We start from the raw sequence: 17,611 nt of genomic DNA, 5'->3' as shown, positions 1-17,611 counted from the left end.
GGGATTTTGTGATGCCCTACCCTATCATCCTGAGCGCAGCGAAGGACCTACTCACGCTAGAAGTTTCCTACGTGAAAAGGTCCTTCGCTGCGCTCAGGATGACAGCAACGTCCAACGCCTAAAACCTAGTACTTGATAGTCAGCACCGTGGCTTTGTAGGGCTTACCGGTGACGGGCGAGGCGGGCAGCACGTCCTTGAGCCAGTCCTGCACATCGGCTTCGCGGGATACCAGCTCTTTATCGGTAAGGAATTTTTTGCCATCTAGCAGGCCTGGAAACTGCTCCAGGATGTGCTGCTGGCTACTGGCGGCCTCGCGCATGCGGCCGTACACGTTGGCCGTTTTCGGGCCGAAGCGGTAGCTGTACGCGGCGCCTTTGTTGAACTCCGACCAGGTTTGGCGCACCACGGTGGTTTGCTCCGCGAACATGGGGCCGGCCTTGCCGGCGTGGGCCAGGCCGGTGAGGTATTCGGTTTGCATCTCGGCCGTCCAGAAGCGGCGGGCCAGCTCCCGGAACTGGCGCAAAGCCTGCGGGTCTTTCTTTTCAGCAGCAGGCATGCGGGCCACCAGTTGGTCGGCCACGGACGAACCGTCGTAAGTGGGGATGGCCGAGGTGGGCACTTCCACCAGACGCGGCGGCACATGGGGCTTGGCGGTCGCGGCCACGGCTTTCACGCCCCCGCCCCGCTGCTTGGAGTAATAGAAGTAGCCCATGCCCAACAAGAGCACGGCGGCCAGGGCCAGGTTCAGGAAATTGACACCCCGGCCCGCCCGGGCCACGTGGGCGGGCGCATCGAGGTTCACGGCCATCGGCTCGGGGAGCGGCGGCGCCCACGCCCCCCCCCGGCGGCGCAGCTCGCGCCGGGCCGAGTCAATCAAATCGGGCTGGTAATACTCGGGGTGCTCAATGAAAAACCGCAGCTCGTCGTCGGTTTTTTGGTGGTAGAAATCAGTAGAATAGTCGGACACAGCTTGCGGACGGCGGGTTGATGAAGAAAAGCACTGGCAAGATGGCGACGGGCGGCCAATTTGCCACGCCCAACCGTGGCGCTTCCGGCCCGTACAGCCATACAGGGCGCCTAAGCAGTTGCCCTTATCCCCTGTTCCTTACTCCCCATCTCCCTTTCCCATGCCAGACCCCACGCAGAACCCCACCGACCCGCAGCCCGACCGCGCCCCCGCTTCCTCCACCCCCGACCAAACGTCGGAGCAGGACGCCACCGTGAACCCCACGCCCGACACGGCCTCTAACGAGCAGCCCCGCACCGGCACCAACATCCCCAGCAGCACCCAGCAAAATATGGGCGACGGCGCCGGCATCCGCGGCGACTACGGCGACGCCAGCCAAACCAATGGCCTCGAAGGCGGCCCCGACACGCCCGACAACCCACAGACAGATACGGAGCTGACTGGTTCTTAGTATACATTTCTGTCATCCTGAGCGCAGCGAAGGACCTTTTCACGTTAGAACAATTGGCGTTCAAGCGTGAGAAGGTCCTTCGCTGCGCTCAGGATGACAGAAATGAACGGTGCCTCGCGGCCCCATGCCGTAATTTGCGGCTTCTATTGCCGTTGCTAAGTTTTTGTTGATGCCCCGTTTCCTCGCCGCTGGCCGATTCCTTTTTTTCCTATTAATCAGCGCCTGCGCCTGGTTCAGTACCCTGGCCCAAAACACCGCTGAACCAGCTGAAACGCTACCCCCGCCCAAGCGCGAGCTACGCGCCATGTGGATTGCCACCGTCGAAAATATTGACTGGCCCAACCAACGGGGCGAAACACCCGAGCAGTACCGCCGCGACTACCGCCGCCTGCTCGACGCCGGCCAGAAAGCCGGTCTTAACGCGGTGTTCGTGCAAATCCGGCCCGCCTCGGATGCCTTCTACAAATCGAACCTGGAGCCCTGGAGTAAGTGGCTGACCGGCACCCAGGGCAAAGCCCCGGCCGGTGATGACGACCCCCTGCCCTTTCTCATCAATGAGGCGCACCGGCGTGGCATTGAATTTCACGCCTGGTTCAACCCCTACCGCGCCAGCATGGACTCGGTGACGCGCCGCCTGGCGCCGAACCACCCGTTTCGGCAGCACCCGGAGTGGTTTCTGCGCTTTACGGGCAAGCTGCTGTATAACCCTGGCCTACCGGAGGTGCGCGCCCACATCACCCGTGTCATTCTGGACGTGGTGCGGCGCTATGATATTGACGCGGTGCACTTCGACGACTACTTCTACCCCTACCCCGAGCCCGGCCAGGTGCTGCACGACGAAGCCGCCTTCCGCGCCTACAACCCCGACAGCCTGAAGCTGGCCGACTGGCGCCGCCAAAACGTGAACATTCTGATTCGGGATTTGCACGACAGCATTCAGGTGGCCAAACGCTGGGTGAAGTTTGGCATCTCTCCGTTTGGGGTGTGGATGAACAAGTCGAAAGACTTCCCGCAGGGCTCCGACACGCGCGCCGGGCAGCCCAGCTATTCCAACCTGTATGCCGACACGCGCGGCTGGCTTGAAAAGGGCTGGATTGACTACATCGTGCCGCAGCTGTACTGGAGTTCGAACTTCCGTCTCTGCCCTTACCCCGTGCTGGTGAAATGGTGGGCCGAAAACAAGTTTGACCGCCACCTCTACATCGGCCACGGCACCTACCGCATGCTGGAAAGCACCCGCTCCGACACCACCTGGCGCAACCCGCGCGAGTTGCCCCGCCAGATTCGCCTCAACCGCAGCTACGAGGGCGAGGTGGCCGGCAGCGTGTTTTTCTCGGCCAAATCGGTGCTGCGCAACCCCCTGCATACTACCGACACGCTTACGCAGGACCTGTTCCGCTACCCCGCGCTGGTGCCCGCCATGCCTTGGAAAGACGACCTGCCGCCCCTGCCCGTGGCCAACCTGGTGCTGCGCCGCACCGGCCCCACGGTCACGCTGAGCTGGCAGAGCGGCCCGCCCGCCGCCGACGGCGACGCCGCTACCTACTACGTGCTCTACCGCTTCGGCGCCAACGAGCGCAGCACCCCCAACGACCCCAGCCGCATCCTGGCGTTGCCGCGCCCGGCTCCCGGCTACCCCGCCACCTACGTGGACACCACTGCCGTGCCCGGCCAGGCCTATGCCTACTACGTCACGGCCGTCGACCGCCTACACAACGAGGGCCGGCCCATGCGCGTCGTCACCACCGGCCAGGCCGGGCCGGAACTGGCCCAGGGCCAGGCGCCCGGCGGCACCAAGCCGGTGGCCTCTGCCCCCGCGCCGGCACCTACTGCTACCCAGCCCGACCCACGTTTTAGCCTGCCCAATGGCGAGAGCCCGGACAAGGCCGCTCCTCTCATCAAAGTGAAGGTGAAGGAAAAAGAAAAGCCCAAGAAGCGCGGCTTCTTCGGGCGGCTGTTTGGGGGGAAGTAAATGCAGAGCCTTTCTTAGGGCTTAGCAGGGCTGAGGTCCAAAAGGAACTTGCAGCACCGGAAGAAACCATCCTTTTCCGACGGGCTATGCCGCATAACTACTTTGTAGCGCTGGAGCTCATGTGCTTCGAGGGTGTAGTATGCGCCGTCTAAAAGAAATGTTGGCTTGCAGCTGGGCAGTTGCCAAAAGTCAGCTTGGTTCAGCAATTGAACAAATTGCCGCACTTGGCTTTGACTAAGAACCACGTTTTTTTCGGTTATAATCAACGGGGTACCGGAGAGTTTTATATAGTCTAACCTACTCAGCGCCGAAGCTAGACGCTCCTGATTATCGGCCACTTGCTGGCAGGTTTTAATCAAGGCTTTCAGCTGATTGATACGTTCTATTTCCGGCCGCGACTCCGCTTCTACCTGACGGGCCGAGGCCATGGGCTCGGGATATCGGTTCACGCATTGGGTTTTCAACACCGCTTTAGATTCGGTCAAGTCCAGCGTTAATAAGACCGGAAGTCGGAATGCAGGCCACCACAAAAACCGGTAGATAGAATGGCCGAAATAGTAATTCGACAGCACGGGCGCTTTGAATCGGAATAAGAGTTCAGAAGCGCCCTGGAATTCACCCTGGCAATCGCCCATGCGTTTTGCCAGCGAATCCTGGCTGGGATTCACACTAGCGCTGGCCGGGAAATAGCTGGTAGCGGAGTCGCGGGGCACACCCGCCGGTGTTGAAATGCGCGGGTCTTGCGGATAGGTGCCCGACGCGGGCCGGCCCGGCGACGAACAGCTGCCCAACCAATTAATTAGCCCCAAAATAAAAATGATGGGAATAATGCGTGCCATAGTGCCAAACAGGTTGAGCCCGTAACGCCGCTCTGGGTCATTTGATATAAAACCATTCTTCCTACTGGCGTGACAACGCAACAAAAAGGCCTTCCCCAACCGAGGAAGGCCTTTTTGTTGCAAAAACAGCTTAAGCCGCTACAGCGACCGGTACTCGAACCGGACCCTGGCGGGGGTACCGGCCGAGCCGGCCCGCACGCTCAGGATGCGCAACAGCATCACCTCGGCACCGCGCACGCGCACGGCGAATACATCGCCAGCGGCCACCGTGCCGGCGTCGGCCACGGTCGTGTTCTGGTAGAGGGTGGTGGCCACGAGGTTGGCGTTGGGCGAGGTGTAGAAGCCGGCGGCTACCTGGGCCGGCGTAGCGCGATAGAAGCGCGTGGTGTTGGCGGCCGAGAGGGTCACGTTGTTGCCCGTGCCGCTCAGGAACAGGTCCTTGGCGGTGGCGGGGTTGGCGGCGGGCTCAATGGTGCCGGTGCGCAGGTTGAACGCCAGGGAGTCGAGCGTCACGTTGGGGCCACCCGCGATGCGGCCGGTGCGCAGCGTGGCCAGCGGCGTGGGGTTGGTCACGTTGATGGCCGGGGCCGTGATGGTGAGCGTCTGCACGGCGGCGTAGGCTTCGAAGATGAAGGTGACGGCCTGGCCGTTGGCACCGCGCGGAATGGTGGCGTCCACGGTGCGGGTGTTGGCCGCGCCGGTAGTGGGGTTGCGCACCACACCGGCCCGCACCCGCGGCTGGTTGCCGATGCGGTAGAAAGTGGTCAGGCTATCGATGCCCTTAAACAGCAGGCCCGTGGCCGGTGGCACCGGCACAGCGCCCAGGCCGCCTTTGTTGAGAATGAGCGAATACCCCACAATGTCGCCTTCGCTCTGGGCGTTGCCGGCAAGGCCGTTGCGGTAGGTGGGCACCGGCGGGGTGGTGGCAAATTCCAGCGTGGCCGGCGCGGCAATGGTATAAGTGAAGCGGCGCAGGCGCGAGCTGCCGTTCTGGAAGTTCAGCGTCACGTCCACGCGCACCAATAGGCCGTTGGCACGGTTGGGCACGGTGTAGGGCACGGGCGTCACCTGCAAGCCGCCGGTGGTGCTGTAGGTGCCATTGGCGGGGTAAGTGCCCAGCGTGGCCGAGTCGAGCTTGGCCACCACCTGGTACACGGTCACGTCGCGGAGCTGGTCGACTTCGGCGTACGACACGAAGAGCGGTATGGTCTCGCCGGGGGCGTAGCGGGCCGCCAGCGCCACGCGGGGCTGGCCCAGGCCCGCAAAGCCGGGCTCGGAAACGACGGTGTAATAGTCGTCGATTTCCTTTTTGCAGCCGCCGAGCAGCAGGCCCAGCAGCGGCAGCACCAGCAGCAGGGTGCGGAAAGAAAAATGCTTCATATAACGGGTTGTTAAAATCGGGGGATGGATGGGGTTGGCTCCATCTGTCATCCTGAGCGCAGCGAAGGACCTTATCACGCATGCAATGGTCACTGCAAATAGTTCTTCGGTGAGAAGGTCCTTCGCTGCGCTCAGGATGACAGACTAGCGCACAGCAAGACAGCCTGTTACGGACGGTCAAACCACAGCGGGGCCGTGATGTAGTCGTTGTCGGTGGTGGCACCGGCATCGGCGTAGAGGGCGGCCACGGCGTTCGGGTTCACGGTCACTTCGGTAGCGCCGGGCAACAGGCGGCGCGGGTAGCGGCGCAGCGAATCGGTGACGGGGCGGGAGGCCAGGGCGGGGTTGGCGTTGGTGGGGTACAGGAAGTTGACGTACACCGAGGGGCGGTAGTTGAGGCGGCGCAGGTCCGACCACGAATCCGGGTTCAGGAACATGGCGATGTACTTCTGCTCCATGATGCTGCGCAGCGTCACCTGGGCCTCCGTTTGGGGCACGGCGGCGCTGGCCAGGTAGGCGTTAATCTGCGCGTCGGAGATGATGGGGAACGTGACCGTGGGGGCCGTGTAGGTGCCGCCCGCGCCCACTTTCTTCATGTGCGCCGTGATGCCGGCCCGCAGCGCAGCCAGGGCGCGGGTGCGGTTGTTGGCCCGCAGAGCGGCCTCGGCCTCGATGAACTTCAGCTCGTGGTAGGTAATGGCCTCGAAGTAGCCCAGGTCGCGGGCGTACCAGCCGCCGTAAAAGTCCGTGACCGTGGAGCCGGGCGTGAGGTTGGTGGTGGTGCCGCGGCCGGGGTCGGCGCCGGTGCTGGTGCTGGGCACCAGCACGCCAAAGCGTGGGTCGACCACGCCCGGAAAGGTGGTGCCGTTGAGGTACTTCACCACGTTCGAAGAGAAGGCGGCCGTGCCAAAGTTGGCCCGCGTTACCCCAAAAATGTTGGTGGTGTTGGACAGCGGCGCTACGGCCACCTGGAAGTTAATCTGCGCATCATCGGCCGACGACGTAAAAGCCTTGTCGCACAAGGCCAGCACGGCGTTGGGGTCGTAGCTGCTTTTCTTGGTGAGGTGCTGGGCCTGGCGGGCCTTCAGGGCGTAGGCCAGGCGCAGCCACTTGCCGGGGTCGCCTTTATAGAGGATGTCGCCGCTTTCGCTGGGCGCCGTGCTGTATAGGGGGCGGAAGTTGGCGCTGGCGGGTTTGGCCATTTCCACGGCGCCTTCGTCGCACAGCCGGTTGATGGTGGCGTAAATCTGCTCCTGCGGGTCGTACTTGGGCGTGAAGTTAGCCCCGCCCTGGTAGGCCTCGGAGTAAGGAATGTCGCCCAGCATGTCGGTGGCGTGGGCCAGAATCATGGCCTGCATGATTTTGCCGGCCCCTACGTAGTACACCGAGCCTTCGGCCTCTGCCGCCTTCTGCATCACCGGAATGTTGCCGCCGGCCTGGAAGTAGGAGTAGTTGAAGGTGTTGGTGCTTTGCGCGTTGGTGAAGTAGTACTGGTCATTGCCGCCGCTGTTGGCGGTGCGGCTCACCACGTACTGCGTGATGTAGGGCGTGCGCAGCGCGGTGAACATCTGCGTCTGAATGCCATTAGAGATGATGCCCGGCAGCAGGAAGTTGGGCGTGGAGGCGACGGGGTTGTTGGGGTTGTTGTTCACGTCGAGAAACTTCTCGCACGACGTGAGGGCGGCAGTGCCCAGCAGCAGGCCCAAGCCCATTATATAGCGGTTCAAATTCATGAGTTGAAGACGTTGGGTAGTCAGTAGTTGGTAGTCAGCAGTCAGACTGCGGTTTTGGTCTGACTTCCGACTTCCCTATACCGAATACTGTAATTAAAAATTCACGCGCAGGGCCATGTCCACGCCGCGGGTGGCGGGCACGTTGCCGTAGTCGAAGCCGTTGGCACCGCCGCCGCGCACACCGGCACCGGCCGACGACGTTTCGGGGTCGGCGCCGCTGTACTTGGTCAGCAGCACCAGGTTGCGGCCCGTCACGCTCAGTTCGGCGCCTTTGATGAAGCCGGTGCGCGAGAGCAATGAGGCCGGCAGGGCGTAGCTCAGCGTCACGTAGCGCAGGCGGGCCCACGAGCCGTCTTCCACGAAGGCCGTGCCGGCCGCGCCCAGGATGCTGGTGTAATAGGTCTGGGTCAGTTCCACCGGGCGGGTGTTCTTCGAATACGTGCCGTCGGTGTTGCGAATCACGCCGTCGAACACCACCTGCTTGTAGCGGTCGGCGGTGCGCTCCGAGGTGCCCACGCGGGTCTGGTACCAGTCGTTGCCGTTAATCACCACGCCGCCCACGCGGAAGTCCATCAGCGAAGTCAACGACAGGCCTTTGTAAGTGAAGGTGTTGGTGAGCTGGGTGGTGAAGCGCGGGGCGCGGTTGCCGGCGTACACAAACAGCGGGTTCACCGTGGGATAGCCGGTGGCCGAGTTGATAATCATCTGGCCATAGAACTCGCTGCTGGGGTCGGTTACGCGGTTGAAGTCGCTGGCGCCCAGGCCCGAGATGGGGCGGCCGGGGAAGGCACCGCCCTCGTGCACGTCGGTAATAAAGGCATCGGACTGGTACACCACGGTGAGCGGGAAAGGCAGCTCCTCCACGCGGTTGGTGTTGTGGTAGAAGTTGGCCACAATGTCCCAGGTGAAGTTTTTAGCCTTCACGGGCGTGCCGGTCAGCGACACTTCCTGGCCTTCGTTGGTCACGATGCCGCCATTGATGTACTGCAGGATGAAACCGGCCGCCTGGCTCACGCGGGGCGCAATAATCTGGTCTTTGGTGCGCGAGTAGTAGTAGTTGAAGTCCAGGCCCAGGCGGTTTTTGAGGAACTGCAGGTTGATGCCGGCCTCGTAAGTGCGGGTGTTTTCGGGCCGCAGGTTGGGGTTCGAGCCGAAGAAGTCGTTGCGGAAGCCGCCACCGATGTAGGTGTTCTGCGTGAGGGGCGCCAGCACGCGGTAGGGCGGCGCGTCTTTGCCCACGCCGGCCACGGAGGCCCGCAGCTTGCCGTAGTTCACGATGTTGCTGTTTTCCAGGCCCAGCGTCTTGGTGAATTCGTAGCCCGCGCCCACCGAGCCGTAGAAGAAGCCCTTGCCGAAAATCTTGCCCTCGTCGGGGCGCGGCAGGGTCGAAGATTGGTCGTAGCGGCCCTGCAATTCGAGGAACACCTGGTTGAACAGCGACAGGTTCACGCGGGCAAAGTTGCCGATGAGGTGGCGCTTGCTGTCACGCTGCAAGGCACTGCGGTTCACCGTGTTGTTGAGGCCCACGAAGTTGGGGTTCTGGAAAATCAGGCCGATGTAGTCCACAGCCTCGTCGCGGTTTTCTTCCAGCGTGTTGCCCAGCACCAGCGAGCCGCCGATGTTGTCGCTGAAATTGTGGCTGAAGCTGGCCAGCGTGGTGGCCGTGGTGAGGCGGAACTGGTCCACCGTCTCGGCAATGCCGCCGTTCTGGTTGCCCACCTGCGAGGTGCCCACGGCCCGCACCGACGTAATGCGCGAGGTGTACACGTCGGTACCCAGGTTGTGGCTCAACGTCAGCCAGTTTGCCACCTTAAAGCTCAGGCGCACGTTGCCGATGAAGCGGTTGGTGCGGTCGGTCTGGGGGTTGTTGTTCACCGTCCAGAAGGGGTTGTCGGCGTCGGAATCGGTGCCGTTGCCCAGGGCCAGCAGGCGGCGGCGGGTGCCGTCGGGGTTCAGGTAGTTCGTGGCATCGTCGTCGCGCGGCCAGTTCAAGAGGCTCAGCAAAAAGCCGCCCGACGAGCCAAACAAGCCGGGTCCCTGAATGGGACGCTCGGCGCCCGAAGTCAGGTACTGGGCCGAGCCACTTACCTGCAGGCGCGAGGAAATTTCGGCCGTGCCCGAGAGGCGCACCGTGCTTTTGTCGTACTTGCTGCCCGGCGTCACGCCCTGCTGCTGCAGGTTGGAGGCCGACACGAAGAAGCTGGCCTTCTCCGAGCCGCCCGACAGGTTCAGGAAGTTCTGCCAGGTGTTGCCCTTGCGGAAGAAGGCGTTCACGTTGTCGTACACGGTTTCGTCGGGCGCGAAGCGCGGGCCGAACGAAATGCGGGTGGTGGGGTCGGCCAGGCCGTTGCTGCCGCGCTTGTAGAGGCTCTGCATTTTGGGCAAGCGGCTCACCTCGTCCACCGAATACTGGGTGCGGTAGTTGAGGGTGGTGGTGCCGGCCTTGCCTTTCTTGGTGGTGATGACCACGGCACCGCCCGCCGCGCGCAGGCCGTAGAGGGCCGCCGCGGCCGGGCCTTTCAGCACCGTAATGCTCTCAATGTCTTCAGGGTTGAGGTCGCCGGCGCGGTTGGCCGAGCCCACCGAACGGCCCAGCAGGCCGTTGAAGGCCGAGCCGCCGCCCGGCGCGGTGCTCTCCTGAAACGAGCCGTTGTCCATAATCATCCCGTCGATGACGAACAGCGGCTGGTTGTCGCCGTCGAGCGAGGTGCCGCCCCGGATAACAATGCTGGCGCCCTCACCCGGCGAGCCGCCCGAGGAGGTGATGTTCACGCCCGCGATTTTGCCCTGCAGGGCGTTCACCACGTTGGTTTGGCGCGAGTCGATGATGTCCTTGCTTTTTACTTCCTGCACGGCCGTCACGAGCTCGCGCTTGGCCTGCGGAATGCCGTAGGACGTCACCACCACCTCGTTGAGGTCGGTGGTGCTTTCCTTCAGGGCCACGTCCACGGCGCCGTCGGCGGGCACGGTGCGCTCCTGCGAGGCGTAGCCGATGAAACTAAACACCAGCGTGGTGCCCGGCGCGGCCTGCACCGAGTAGCGGCCGTCGGCGCCGGTGGTGCTGCCGTTGGTGGTGCCCTTCACCAGCACCGTCACGCCCGGCAGCGGGCTTTGGTCGGTGCTCGAGGTGACGATGCCCGACACGGCGCGGGCCGTCGTCTGGGCCCAGCTGGGCGGCGCCAGCAGCACGCCCAGCAGGAGCATCAATAGCCAGTAGGTTTTTTTCATGGGAAACAGGTTTTGGTGGAAATGGGAAAATGAAAAGCTGAACAAGTGGCGAATATTTCGCTGGATGAGGGTAAAATGAAGTTGGGGCGTCAAATGTGCGAAATATTCGGGTAATATTGCCCCAATCGATTGCAGAAAAAGGCGAACTAGCAACCACAGCCATAGGTATGTTACTTTATTAGCATTTAGCCATCATACCGACAAATATTTTGGCTACCAATCGGTTTTTGTCAATTTTCTGCTCACCTTTTCCGCTGATTCTGGTCTCACTCCCACCCCACTTTTTATGACTGCCGAACCTGTTCAGCTGCCTGCCATGCCGGGCGCTCACCTGCCCGTTAGCATTTATTCGGATTCGGAACTGGCGTCCGCCGCCGTCGCCGCCCAGATTGCCGACCTCATCCGCACCCGCGCCGCCGAAGGCCGGCCCTGCGTGCTGGGCCTGGCCACGGGCTCCTCCCCCACCCGCGTGTACGAGGAGCTGGTGCGCCTGCACCGCGAGGAGGGCCTGAGCTTTCAGAACGTCATCAGCTTCAACCTCGACGAATATTACCCCATGCAGCCCGACTCGCTGCAGAGCTACGTGCGCTTCATGCGGGAGTATCTGTTCGACCATGTTGACATAAAGCCGGAAAACGTGCACATCCCCGACGGCACCGTGCCGCCCGAACAGGTGGCCGAGTATTGCCGCCGCTACGAGGAGCAGATTCAACAGGCCGGGGGCATCGACTTGCAGCTGCTGGGCATCGGGCGCACCGGCCACATCGGCTTCAACGAGCCCGGCTCCGGCCCAGCCTCCCGCACCCGGATGATTACCCTCGACCACGTGACGCGCACCGACGCGGCCTCCGACTTCTACGGAGAGGAGAACGTGCCGCGCCGGGCCCTGACCATGGGTGTGGGCACCATCCTCGAAGCCCGGCAGATTGTGCTCATGGCCTGGGGCGAGGGCAAGGCCGCCGTGGTGAAGCGCATGGTGGAAGGCGAGGTAACCGACACGGTGCCGGCCACTTACCTGCAGCGCCACCCCGCCGTGCAAGTGGTGCTGGACGAGGCCGCCGGCGCCGAGCTCACTCCGCGCAAAACGCCTTGGCTGCTGCACCTGCCCTGCAACTGGCACGATGCCGCTCTGGTGCGCAAGGCCGTGACCTGGCTGGCCCGCACCGTGGGCAAGCCCATCCTCAAGCTCACCGAAGAAGCCTACAACGAAAACGGCCTTTCGGAGCTGCTGGCGCAGTCGGGCCCGGCGTATGATATCAACATTCGGGTCTTCAACGAGCTGCAGCACACCATCACCGGCTGGCCCGGTGGCAAGCCTGATGCCGACGACACCTACCGGCCGGAGCGCGCCGAGCCGTTTCCGAAGCGCGTGCTCATCTTCTCGCCGCACCCCGACGACGACGTGATTTCGATGGGCGGCACCCTGCTGCGGCTCGTGGACCAGGGCCACGAGGTGCACGTAGCCTACCAGACCTCCGGCAACATTGCCGTGTTTGATGACGAGGCCATTCGCTTCGCTGATTTTGTGGCCGACTACGACCAGGCGTTTCATTTTTCGAGTAACGAGCCGGCCGACAACCTTTACCACCGCGTGGCCAATTTCCTGAGGACCAAGCAGCCCGGCCAGGTCGACTCGGAGGAGGTGCAGCAGATAAAAGGCCTCATCCGCAGCGGCGAGGCCAAAAGCGCCCTGCGCTACGCCGGCCTCGACCCCGACGAGCGCGCCCACTTCCTGAACCTGCCCTTCTACGAAACCGGCCGCGTGCGCAAGAAGCCGCTGGGCGACGAGGACATCCGCCTCACCATGGAGCTGCTGAACCGCATTCAGCCCCAGCAGATTTATGCCGCCGGCGACCTGAGCGACCCGCACGGCACGCACCGCGTGTGTTTGGCGGCCATTTTCGAGAGCATCCACCGCCTCAAAGCTTCGGGCACGGCGTGGTTGGACGACTGTTGGGTTTGGCTTTACCGCGGCGCCTGGCAGGAATGGGACATCGACCAGATTGAGATGGCCGTGCCCCTCTCGCCCGCCGAACTCACGCGCAAGCGCCGCGCCATCTTCAAGCACCAGAGCCAGAAGGACCGGCCGCTGTTTCCCGGCGCCGACCAGCGCGAGTTCTGGCAGCGCAGCGAGGCGCGCAACCGGACCACGGCTAAGATTTACGACGAGTTGGGGCTGCCGGAGTACGAAGGCATTGAAGCCTTCGTGCGCTGGGAGTTCTAACCCTCTCTGTCATCCTGAGCGCAGCGAAGGACCTTCTCACGGTGGCTTCGTCTGAGTTGCTGCAAATCGCCCTTACATGAAAAGGTCCTTCGCTGCGCTCAGGATGACAGGCAATTTCTACGGATACAAAACCACCATTTTCCCACCACTAACCCTTTTTCTGTATGCCAAACCTTTTCCGAGACAAGCTGGCCCGGCACTTGAACGGGCTACTATTAATCCTGCTCCTAATCGGGCCGCTGCTGGCCCAGGCGCAGGAACGGCGCTACACCCTGCAGGGCCGCGTAGCCGACGCGGGCGGCCAGGGGCTGCCGGGCGCCACGGTACTGCTGGGCGGCACCACGGTGGGCGCCACCTCCAACGCTGACGGTACTTACACCCTGAGCGCCAACCTGGCGCCCGGCAGCTACACCCTCACGGTGTCGCTGGTGGGCTACAAGACCGAGACGCGCCCCCTCACGCTGGGCAGCGCCGAAACCGTGACCACCGACCTGACGCTGGCCGAAGCCAAGCAGAAGCTAGACGAAGTGGTGGTGGTGGGCTCGACGGTGAGCGTGAACAAGCGCGAGCTGGGCAACGCCATCAGCACCGTGACGGCGCAGGAGCTGACGCAAAGCGGCTCGGGCGGGGTGCTGAACTCGCTGCAAGGCAAGATTCCGGGCGCGCAGATTACCCAGAACTCGGGCGACCCCGCCGGTTCGCTGTCGGTGCGCCTGCGGGGCGTGCACTCGCTTACAGGCTCGTCGGACCCGTTGTATGTCATTGACGGTGTGATAGTGAGCAACGCCAGCACCAACGTGTCGCAGTTGGCGCTGGCCAACGATATTGGGGCGGCCAACGCCGGCCAAAACCGCCTGGCCGACCTCAACCCCAACGACATTGCCAGCATCAACGTCATCAACGGCGCGGCGGCGGCGGCCCAGTATGGCTCGCGTGCAGCCAACGGCGTGGTGCTCATCACCACCAAGCGCGGAGCAGCCGGCGCGGCGCGCGTGAGCGTGAGCACCAGCTTCAACATGAACGAGCTGCGGAAGTCGGTGCCGGTGAACACCTACGGCAAGCAGTTTGGCTTCGCCGGGCTGCGCCTTTATACCATTGGCGGCATCTCGGCGGCCCAGATTGCGGCCAACCCGGGCACGACAACCACCAACATCACCCGCGCCGGGGCCGTCACGCCGCTGGCCACCAACTTGGTGGACGTGACGCGCTACAACTACTTTGACCAGATTTTCCGGAAGGGCTACGGCACCGACGACGGGGTGTCCATCACGGGCGGCTCGGAGCGCACGCAGTACTACGTGTCGGCCAACTACCTGAAGAACCAGGGCATCATCAAGGGCACCGATTTCACGCGCTACAACCTGCGGGCCCGCGTGGACCAGCGCCTGACCGACTGGGCCAAGGTGTCGGCTGGGGTGAGCTACATCAACAGCTTCTCCAACGAGAAAGCCAACGGCAACGTGTTCTACAGCCCCATCAACTCCATCAACATCACCAACAATATCTACGACATCACCCAGCGTGATGCCAGCGGCAACCTGCTGGCCGTGGAGCCCACCCGCGTGAACCCGCTCTCCACCATCGAGGACATGAAGTTTACGCAGGGCGTGAACCGCACCGTGAGCGACGTGCAGGTGAACCTGAACCCGGCGAAGGGACTGTCCGTCGACTACGTGCTGGGCGTGGACGCTTACTCACAAGTAGGCCAGGGCTACATCCGGCCCTACCCTTACCAGGCCACGGCCGGCCTGCCCGCTGCCCGCTACCCGCTGGGCTATGCCTCCAACGCCAACAACGTGGCCCTGCAGCTGAACTCCGACGTGAACGTAGGCTACGAGCGGCAGCTCAGCGAGGATTTCAAGCTGAACCTGCTGGCCGGCTACAGCTACCAGTTTAGCCAACAGGAGATTACCTCTACCCAGGGCCAGAACCTGAGCCCATTCATCACGACGGTGAGCGGGGCGGCAACCAGCACCGTCACGTCGGGCTACAACCTGGACCGCTACGATTTGAGCGGCATCTACGGCCAGGCCACGGTGGGCTTCCGCAACCTGGCTTTCGTGACCGGGGCCGTGCGGCGCGACCGGTCGTCGAAGTTCTCGGCTTCGGAAACCAACCAGTACTACCCCAAAGTCAGCGCCTCGCTGGTGGTGTCGGAACTGGGTTTCTGGCAGAACGCGGCCTATGCCAACGCCTTCAACACCCTGAAGCTGCGGGCCAGCTACGGCGAGGCCGGCAACCTGACCGGCATTCGCAGCTACGACCGGTTTTACCAGTTCAACCCGGTGCCGTTCCTGAAAAACGCCATTGTGCCGGGCTCGCAGCTGGCCAACAACGCCGTGCGCCCCGAGCGCATGGGTGAGCTGGAAGGCGGCGCCGACCTGGCTTTCCTGCGCGACCGCCTCACGCTGGGCATCACGGCCTACTACCAGAAAATCACCGACCTGGTGGTGCAGCGCAACCTGGCCCCCAGCACCGGCGGCTCCAGCATTGTAACCAACGTGGGCACTATGGAAAACCGCGGCCTGGAACTGCAGCTGGGCGCCGTGCCCGTGAAAACCAGCGCCATCACCTGGGACATCTCGCTGATTTTTGCCCGCAATCGCAACAAGGTGCTGGAGCTGCCCGGCTCGAACGGCCTGAACCAGGCCATTTCCATCGACAACGCGGCCGGGGCGCCGGTGTACCTGCTGGCCGGGCAGCCGGCGGGCGTGTTCTACGGCTCGGGCTATGCCCGCAACGCCGACGGCTCGCTGCTGCTCACGCCGCAGGGCTTCCCGCAAGATGAGCGCGCCAATGGCCAGGCCGTGGGCTCGGTGGCCTACACGCCGGCCCGCGAAGCCAACGGCCAGCCCAGCTACGGCACCGGCTCGGCCATTGCCAACGTCATCATCGGCAACCCCAACCCGAAGTGGTCGGGCTCGGCCAGCACCACGCTGGCCTACAAGAAGCTGGCGCTGCACCTGCTGTTTGATGCCGTGCAGGGCAACAGCGTGTTCAACGCCGACAAGCGCACCCGCCAGGGCGTGGGCCTCGGCGATTTGGCCGAGCAGGAGCTGCGCGGCACGCTGCCCCGCGGCTACATCTTCGCCATCTACAACACCCAGGAATTCCGGGTGGACGACGGCTCCTACGTGAAGCTGCGCGAGGCCTCGCTGAGCTACACGCTGCCCACCTTCAGCAAGTTCATCAGCTCGATGAACCTGAGCCTGGTGGGCCGCAACTTGTATTCGTGGGACAGCTACAACGGCTTCGACCCCGAAACCAGCGCCGGCGGCGCCTCCGACCTGCTCCGCGCCATCGACTTCGGCAACGTGCCCATTCCGCGCACCTATCAGCTCAAACTCTCGGCTACGTTCTAGCCCCTAGCCTCGCTTTCGTCATGAAAAAATATACCATCCTCGCGGCGTTGCTGGCCCTGTCGCTCGGCAGCTGCAATAAAGATTACCTGAACCCCAGCACGGCCAGCCAGCAGCAGGTCGTCAATTCTTCCGATGGCCTGATTACGCTCTGCAACGGCTTGCAGGCCCGCTACACCACGGGCGGCCTGCTGAGCGTGATTTATAATTCGGTAGCCGTCGGCGGCCTCACCACCAAGGAATTAACCATTCTGAACGTGGGCAACATCGAGGAATACAATGTGAGCCTGGGCGCCGGCAACGTGACCAACAGCAACGGCGTGGTGCGCAACCTCTGGACGCAGGCCAACCTGGTGAAAGCCAACGCCGACCTGGTGCTGGCCAACGCCGGCAACGCGCCCGACGCCGGCACCCGCAGCGGCATTGTGGCCTACGCCAGCATTTTCCGGGCGCTGTCGCTGGGCACGCTGGCGCAGTTTTTTGAGAAGGCGCCCCTGGCGGCGCAAGAAAACGCGCCGTTTGTAGACCGCGTGCAGGTGCTGCAAAGCGCCGTGGCCCAACTCGAAACCGCTGCCGCCCAGCTGGCCGCCACGCCCGTTTCGGCCGATTTCAACGCCAAGATTGTGCCCGGCATCGACCTGCCCAATACTCTGCAGGCCCTGATTGCGCGCTACAGCCTCGAAGCCGGCGACTACGACAAGGCCATTGCCGCCGCCGGCCGCGTGGACCTCACCAAACGCTCGGTGTTCAACTTCGACGACAACACCCGCAACCCCATTTTCGAGGTGGCTTTCGGCAACCGCAACGTGTTTGAGCCCTTCAACGCCAACCTGGGCCTGACCGGCGCGCTGGCCCCCAACTCAGCCGACCGCCGTCTGCCGTTCTTCATCCGCACCAACCCCACGGCCACCCAGAACCTGGGCACCGGCTTCTACACGGCCAACAACGCGCCCATTCCGGTGTACGTGCCCGGCGAAATGCTCCTGATTCGGGCCGAAGCTTACGCCCGCAAAGGCGACGTGCCCAACGCTATTATCGAGTTGAACCGGGTGCTGACCAAGACCCCGGCCAATGACGTGTACGGCCTCGGCGCCAGCCTGCCGCCCTACAGCGGCCCCGCCACGGCGGCCGACGTGCTGACGGAAATTCTGCGCAACCGCGACATCGAGCTGGCCTTCCAGGGCTTCCGCCTGAGCGACAGCCGCCGCTTCGGCCGCCCCGGCCCCGGCACCACCGGCGCCGAGCGCAACCGCAACTTCCTTCCCTACCCCCGCACCGAGCGCGAAAACAACCCCGCCACTCCGGCCGACCCGGTGATTTAGGGTAGGTTCTGGAAGAACGTCATGCTGAGCGTAGCCGAAGCATCTCTGCCGCAGTAGTAAATCCTGTCGATTGGATTGCGTTGCGCGGTAAAGATGCTTCGACAAGCTCAGCATGACGTTCTTTTGCGTTCACCC

Annotated in this window: 10 protein-coding genes; 5 read left to right on the top strand and 5 right to left on the bottom strand. The window is 63.3% G+C overall.

The genetic code is table 11. From position 1 onward, the window contains the following. Nucleotides 1–125: 125 nt before the first annotated feature. Nucleotides 126–968: a hypothetical protein gene (locus I2I01_RS11855; RefSeq protein WP_196286649.1), complete on the bottom strand. Its 843-nt coding sequence runs from the start codon at nt 966–968 to the stop codon at nt 126–128. 160 nt (nt 969–1,128) lie between these two features. Here I2I01_RS11855 and I2I01_RS11850 point away from each other — a divergent pair, with 160 nt between their 5' ends. After that, entirely contained in the window at nt 1,129–1,419 is a 291-nt protein-coding gene (locus I2I01_RS11850) for a hypothetical protein (RefSeq protein ID WP_196286648.1), read from the top strand. A 169-nt stretch (nt 1,420–1,588) separates the two neighbouring features. Further along, on the top strand, nt 1,589–3,391 hold the full coding sequence (locus I2I01_RS11845) for a glycoside hydrolase family 10 protein (protein ID WP_196286647.1): 1,803 nt from the start codon (nt 1,589–1,591) through the stop codon (nt 3,389–3,391). A gap of 14 nt (nt 3,392–3,405) precedes the next feature. Here I2I01_RS11845 and I2I01_RS11840 read toward each other — a convergent pair whose 3' ends face one another. The 4 genes from I2I01_RS11840 to I2I01_RS11825 all read right to left on the bottom strand — a co-directional run bounded on the left by I2I01_RS11840 (nt 3,406) and on the right by I2I01_RS11825 (nt 10,571). Next, nucleotides 3,406–4,230 (bottom strand): hypothetical protein, encoded by an 825-nt coding sequence (locus I2I01_RS11840; RefSeq protein WP_196286646.1) that lies wholly within the window; start codon nt 4,228–4,230, stop codon nt 3,406–3,408. 138 nt (nt 4,231–4,368) lie between these two features. After that, nucleotides 4,369–5,610, bottom strand: coding sequence for a hypothetical protein (locus tag I2I01_RS11835; protein ID WP_196286645.1), 1,242 nt, complete (start codon nt 5,608–5,610; stop codon nt 4,369–4,371). 167 nt (nt 5,611–5,777) lie between these two features. Then, on the bottom strand, nt 5,778–7,343 hold the full coding sequence (locus tag I2I01_RS11830) for a SusD/RagB family nutrient-binding outer membrane lipoprotein (protein ID WP_196286644.1): 1,566 nt from the start codon (nt 7,341–7,343) through the stop codon (nt 5,778–5,780). 93 nt (nt 7,344–7,436) lie between these two features. Beyond that, a complete protein-coding gene (locus I2I01_RS11825) occupies nt 7,437–10,571 on the bottom strand; it encodes a SusC/RagA family TonB-linked outer membrane protein (RefSeq protein ID WP_196286643.1) in 3,135 nt (1,044 codons plus the stop codon). 286 nt (nt 10,572–10,857) lie between these two features. On the opposite strand from I2I01_RS11825, the gene nagB reads away from it, so the two are divergent. From nagB to I2I01_RS11810, 3 genes are all read left to right on the top strand, one after another. After that, nucleotides 10,858–12,795, top strand: a complete 1,938-nt coding sequence (nagB, locus tag I2I01_RS11820; protein ID WP_196286642.1) for a glucosamine-6-phosphate deaminase — start codon at nt 10,858–10,860, stop codon at nt 12,793–12,795. A gap of 164 nt (nt 12,796–12,959) precedes the next feature. After that, nucleotides 12,960–16,157, top strand: a complete 3,198-nt coding sequence (locus I2I01_RS11815) for a SusC/RagA family TonB-linked outer membrane protein (protein WP_196286641.1) — start codon at nt 12,960–12,962, stop codon at nt 16,155–16,157. 20 nt (nt 16,158–16,177) lie between these two features. Further along, nucleotides 16,178–17,476, top strand: coding sequence for a RagB/SusD family nutrient uptake outer membrane protein (locus I2I01_RS11810; RefSeq protein WP_196286640.1), 1,299 nt, complete (start codon nt 16,178–16,180; stop codon nt 17,474–17,476). Nucleotides 17,477–17,611: the final 135 nt, after the last annotated feature.

Source organism: Hymenobacter properus, assembly GCF_015694735.1.
In the GTDB taxonomy this organism is placed as follows: domain Bacteria; phylum Bacteroidota; class Bacteroidia; order Cytophagales; family Hymenobacteraceae; genus Hymenobacter; species Hymenobacter properus.
The sequence above is the reverse complement of the archived record's forward strand: the minus strand, read 5'-3'. Positions and strand labels throughout refer to the sequence as shown.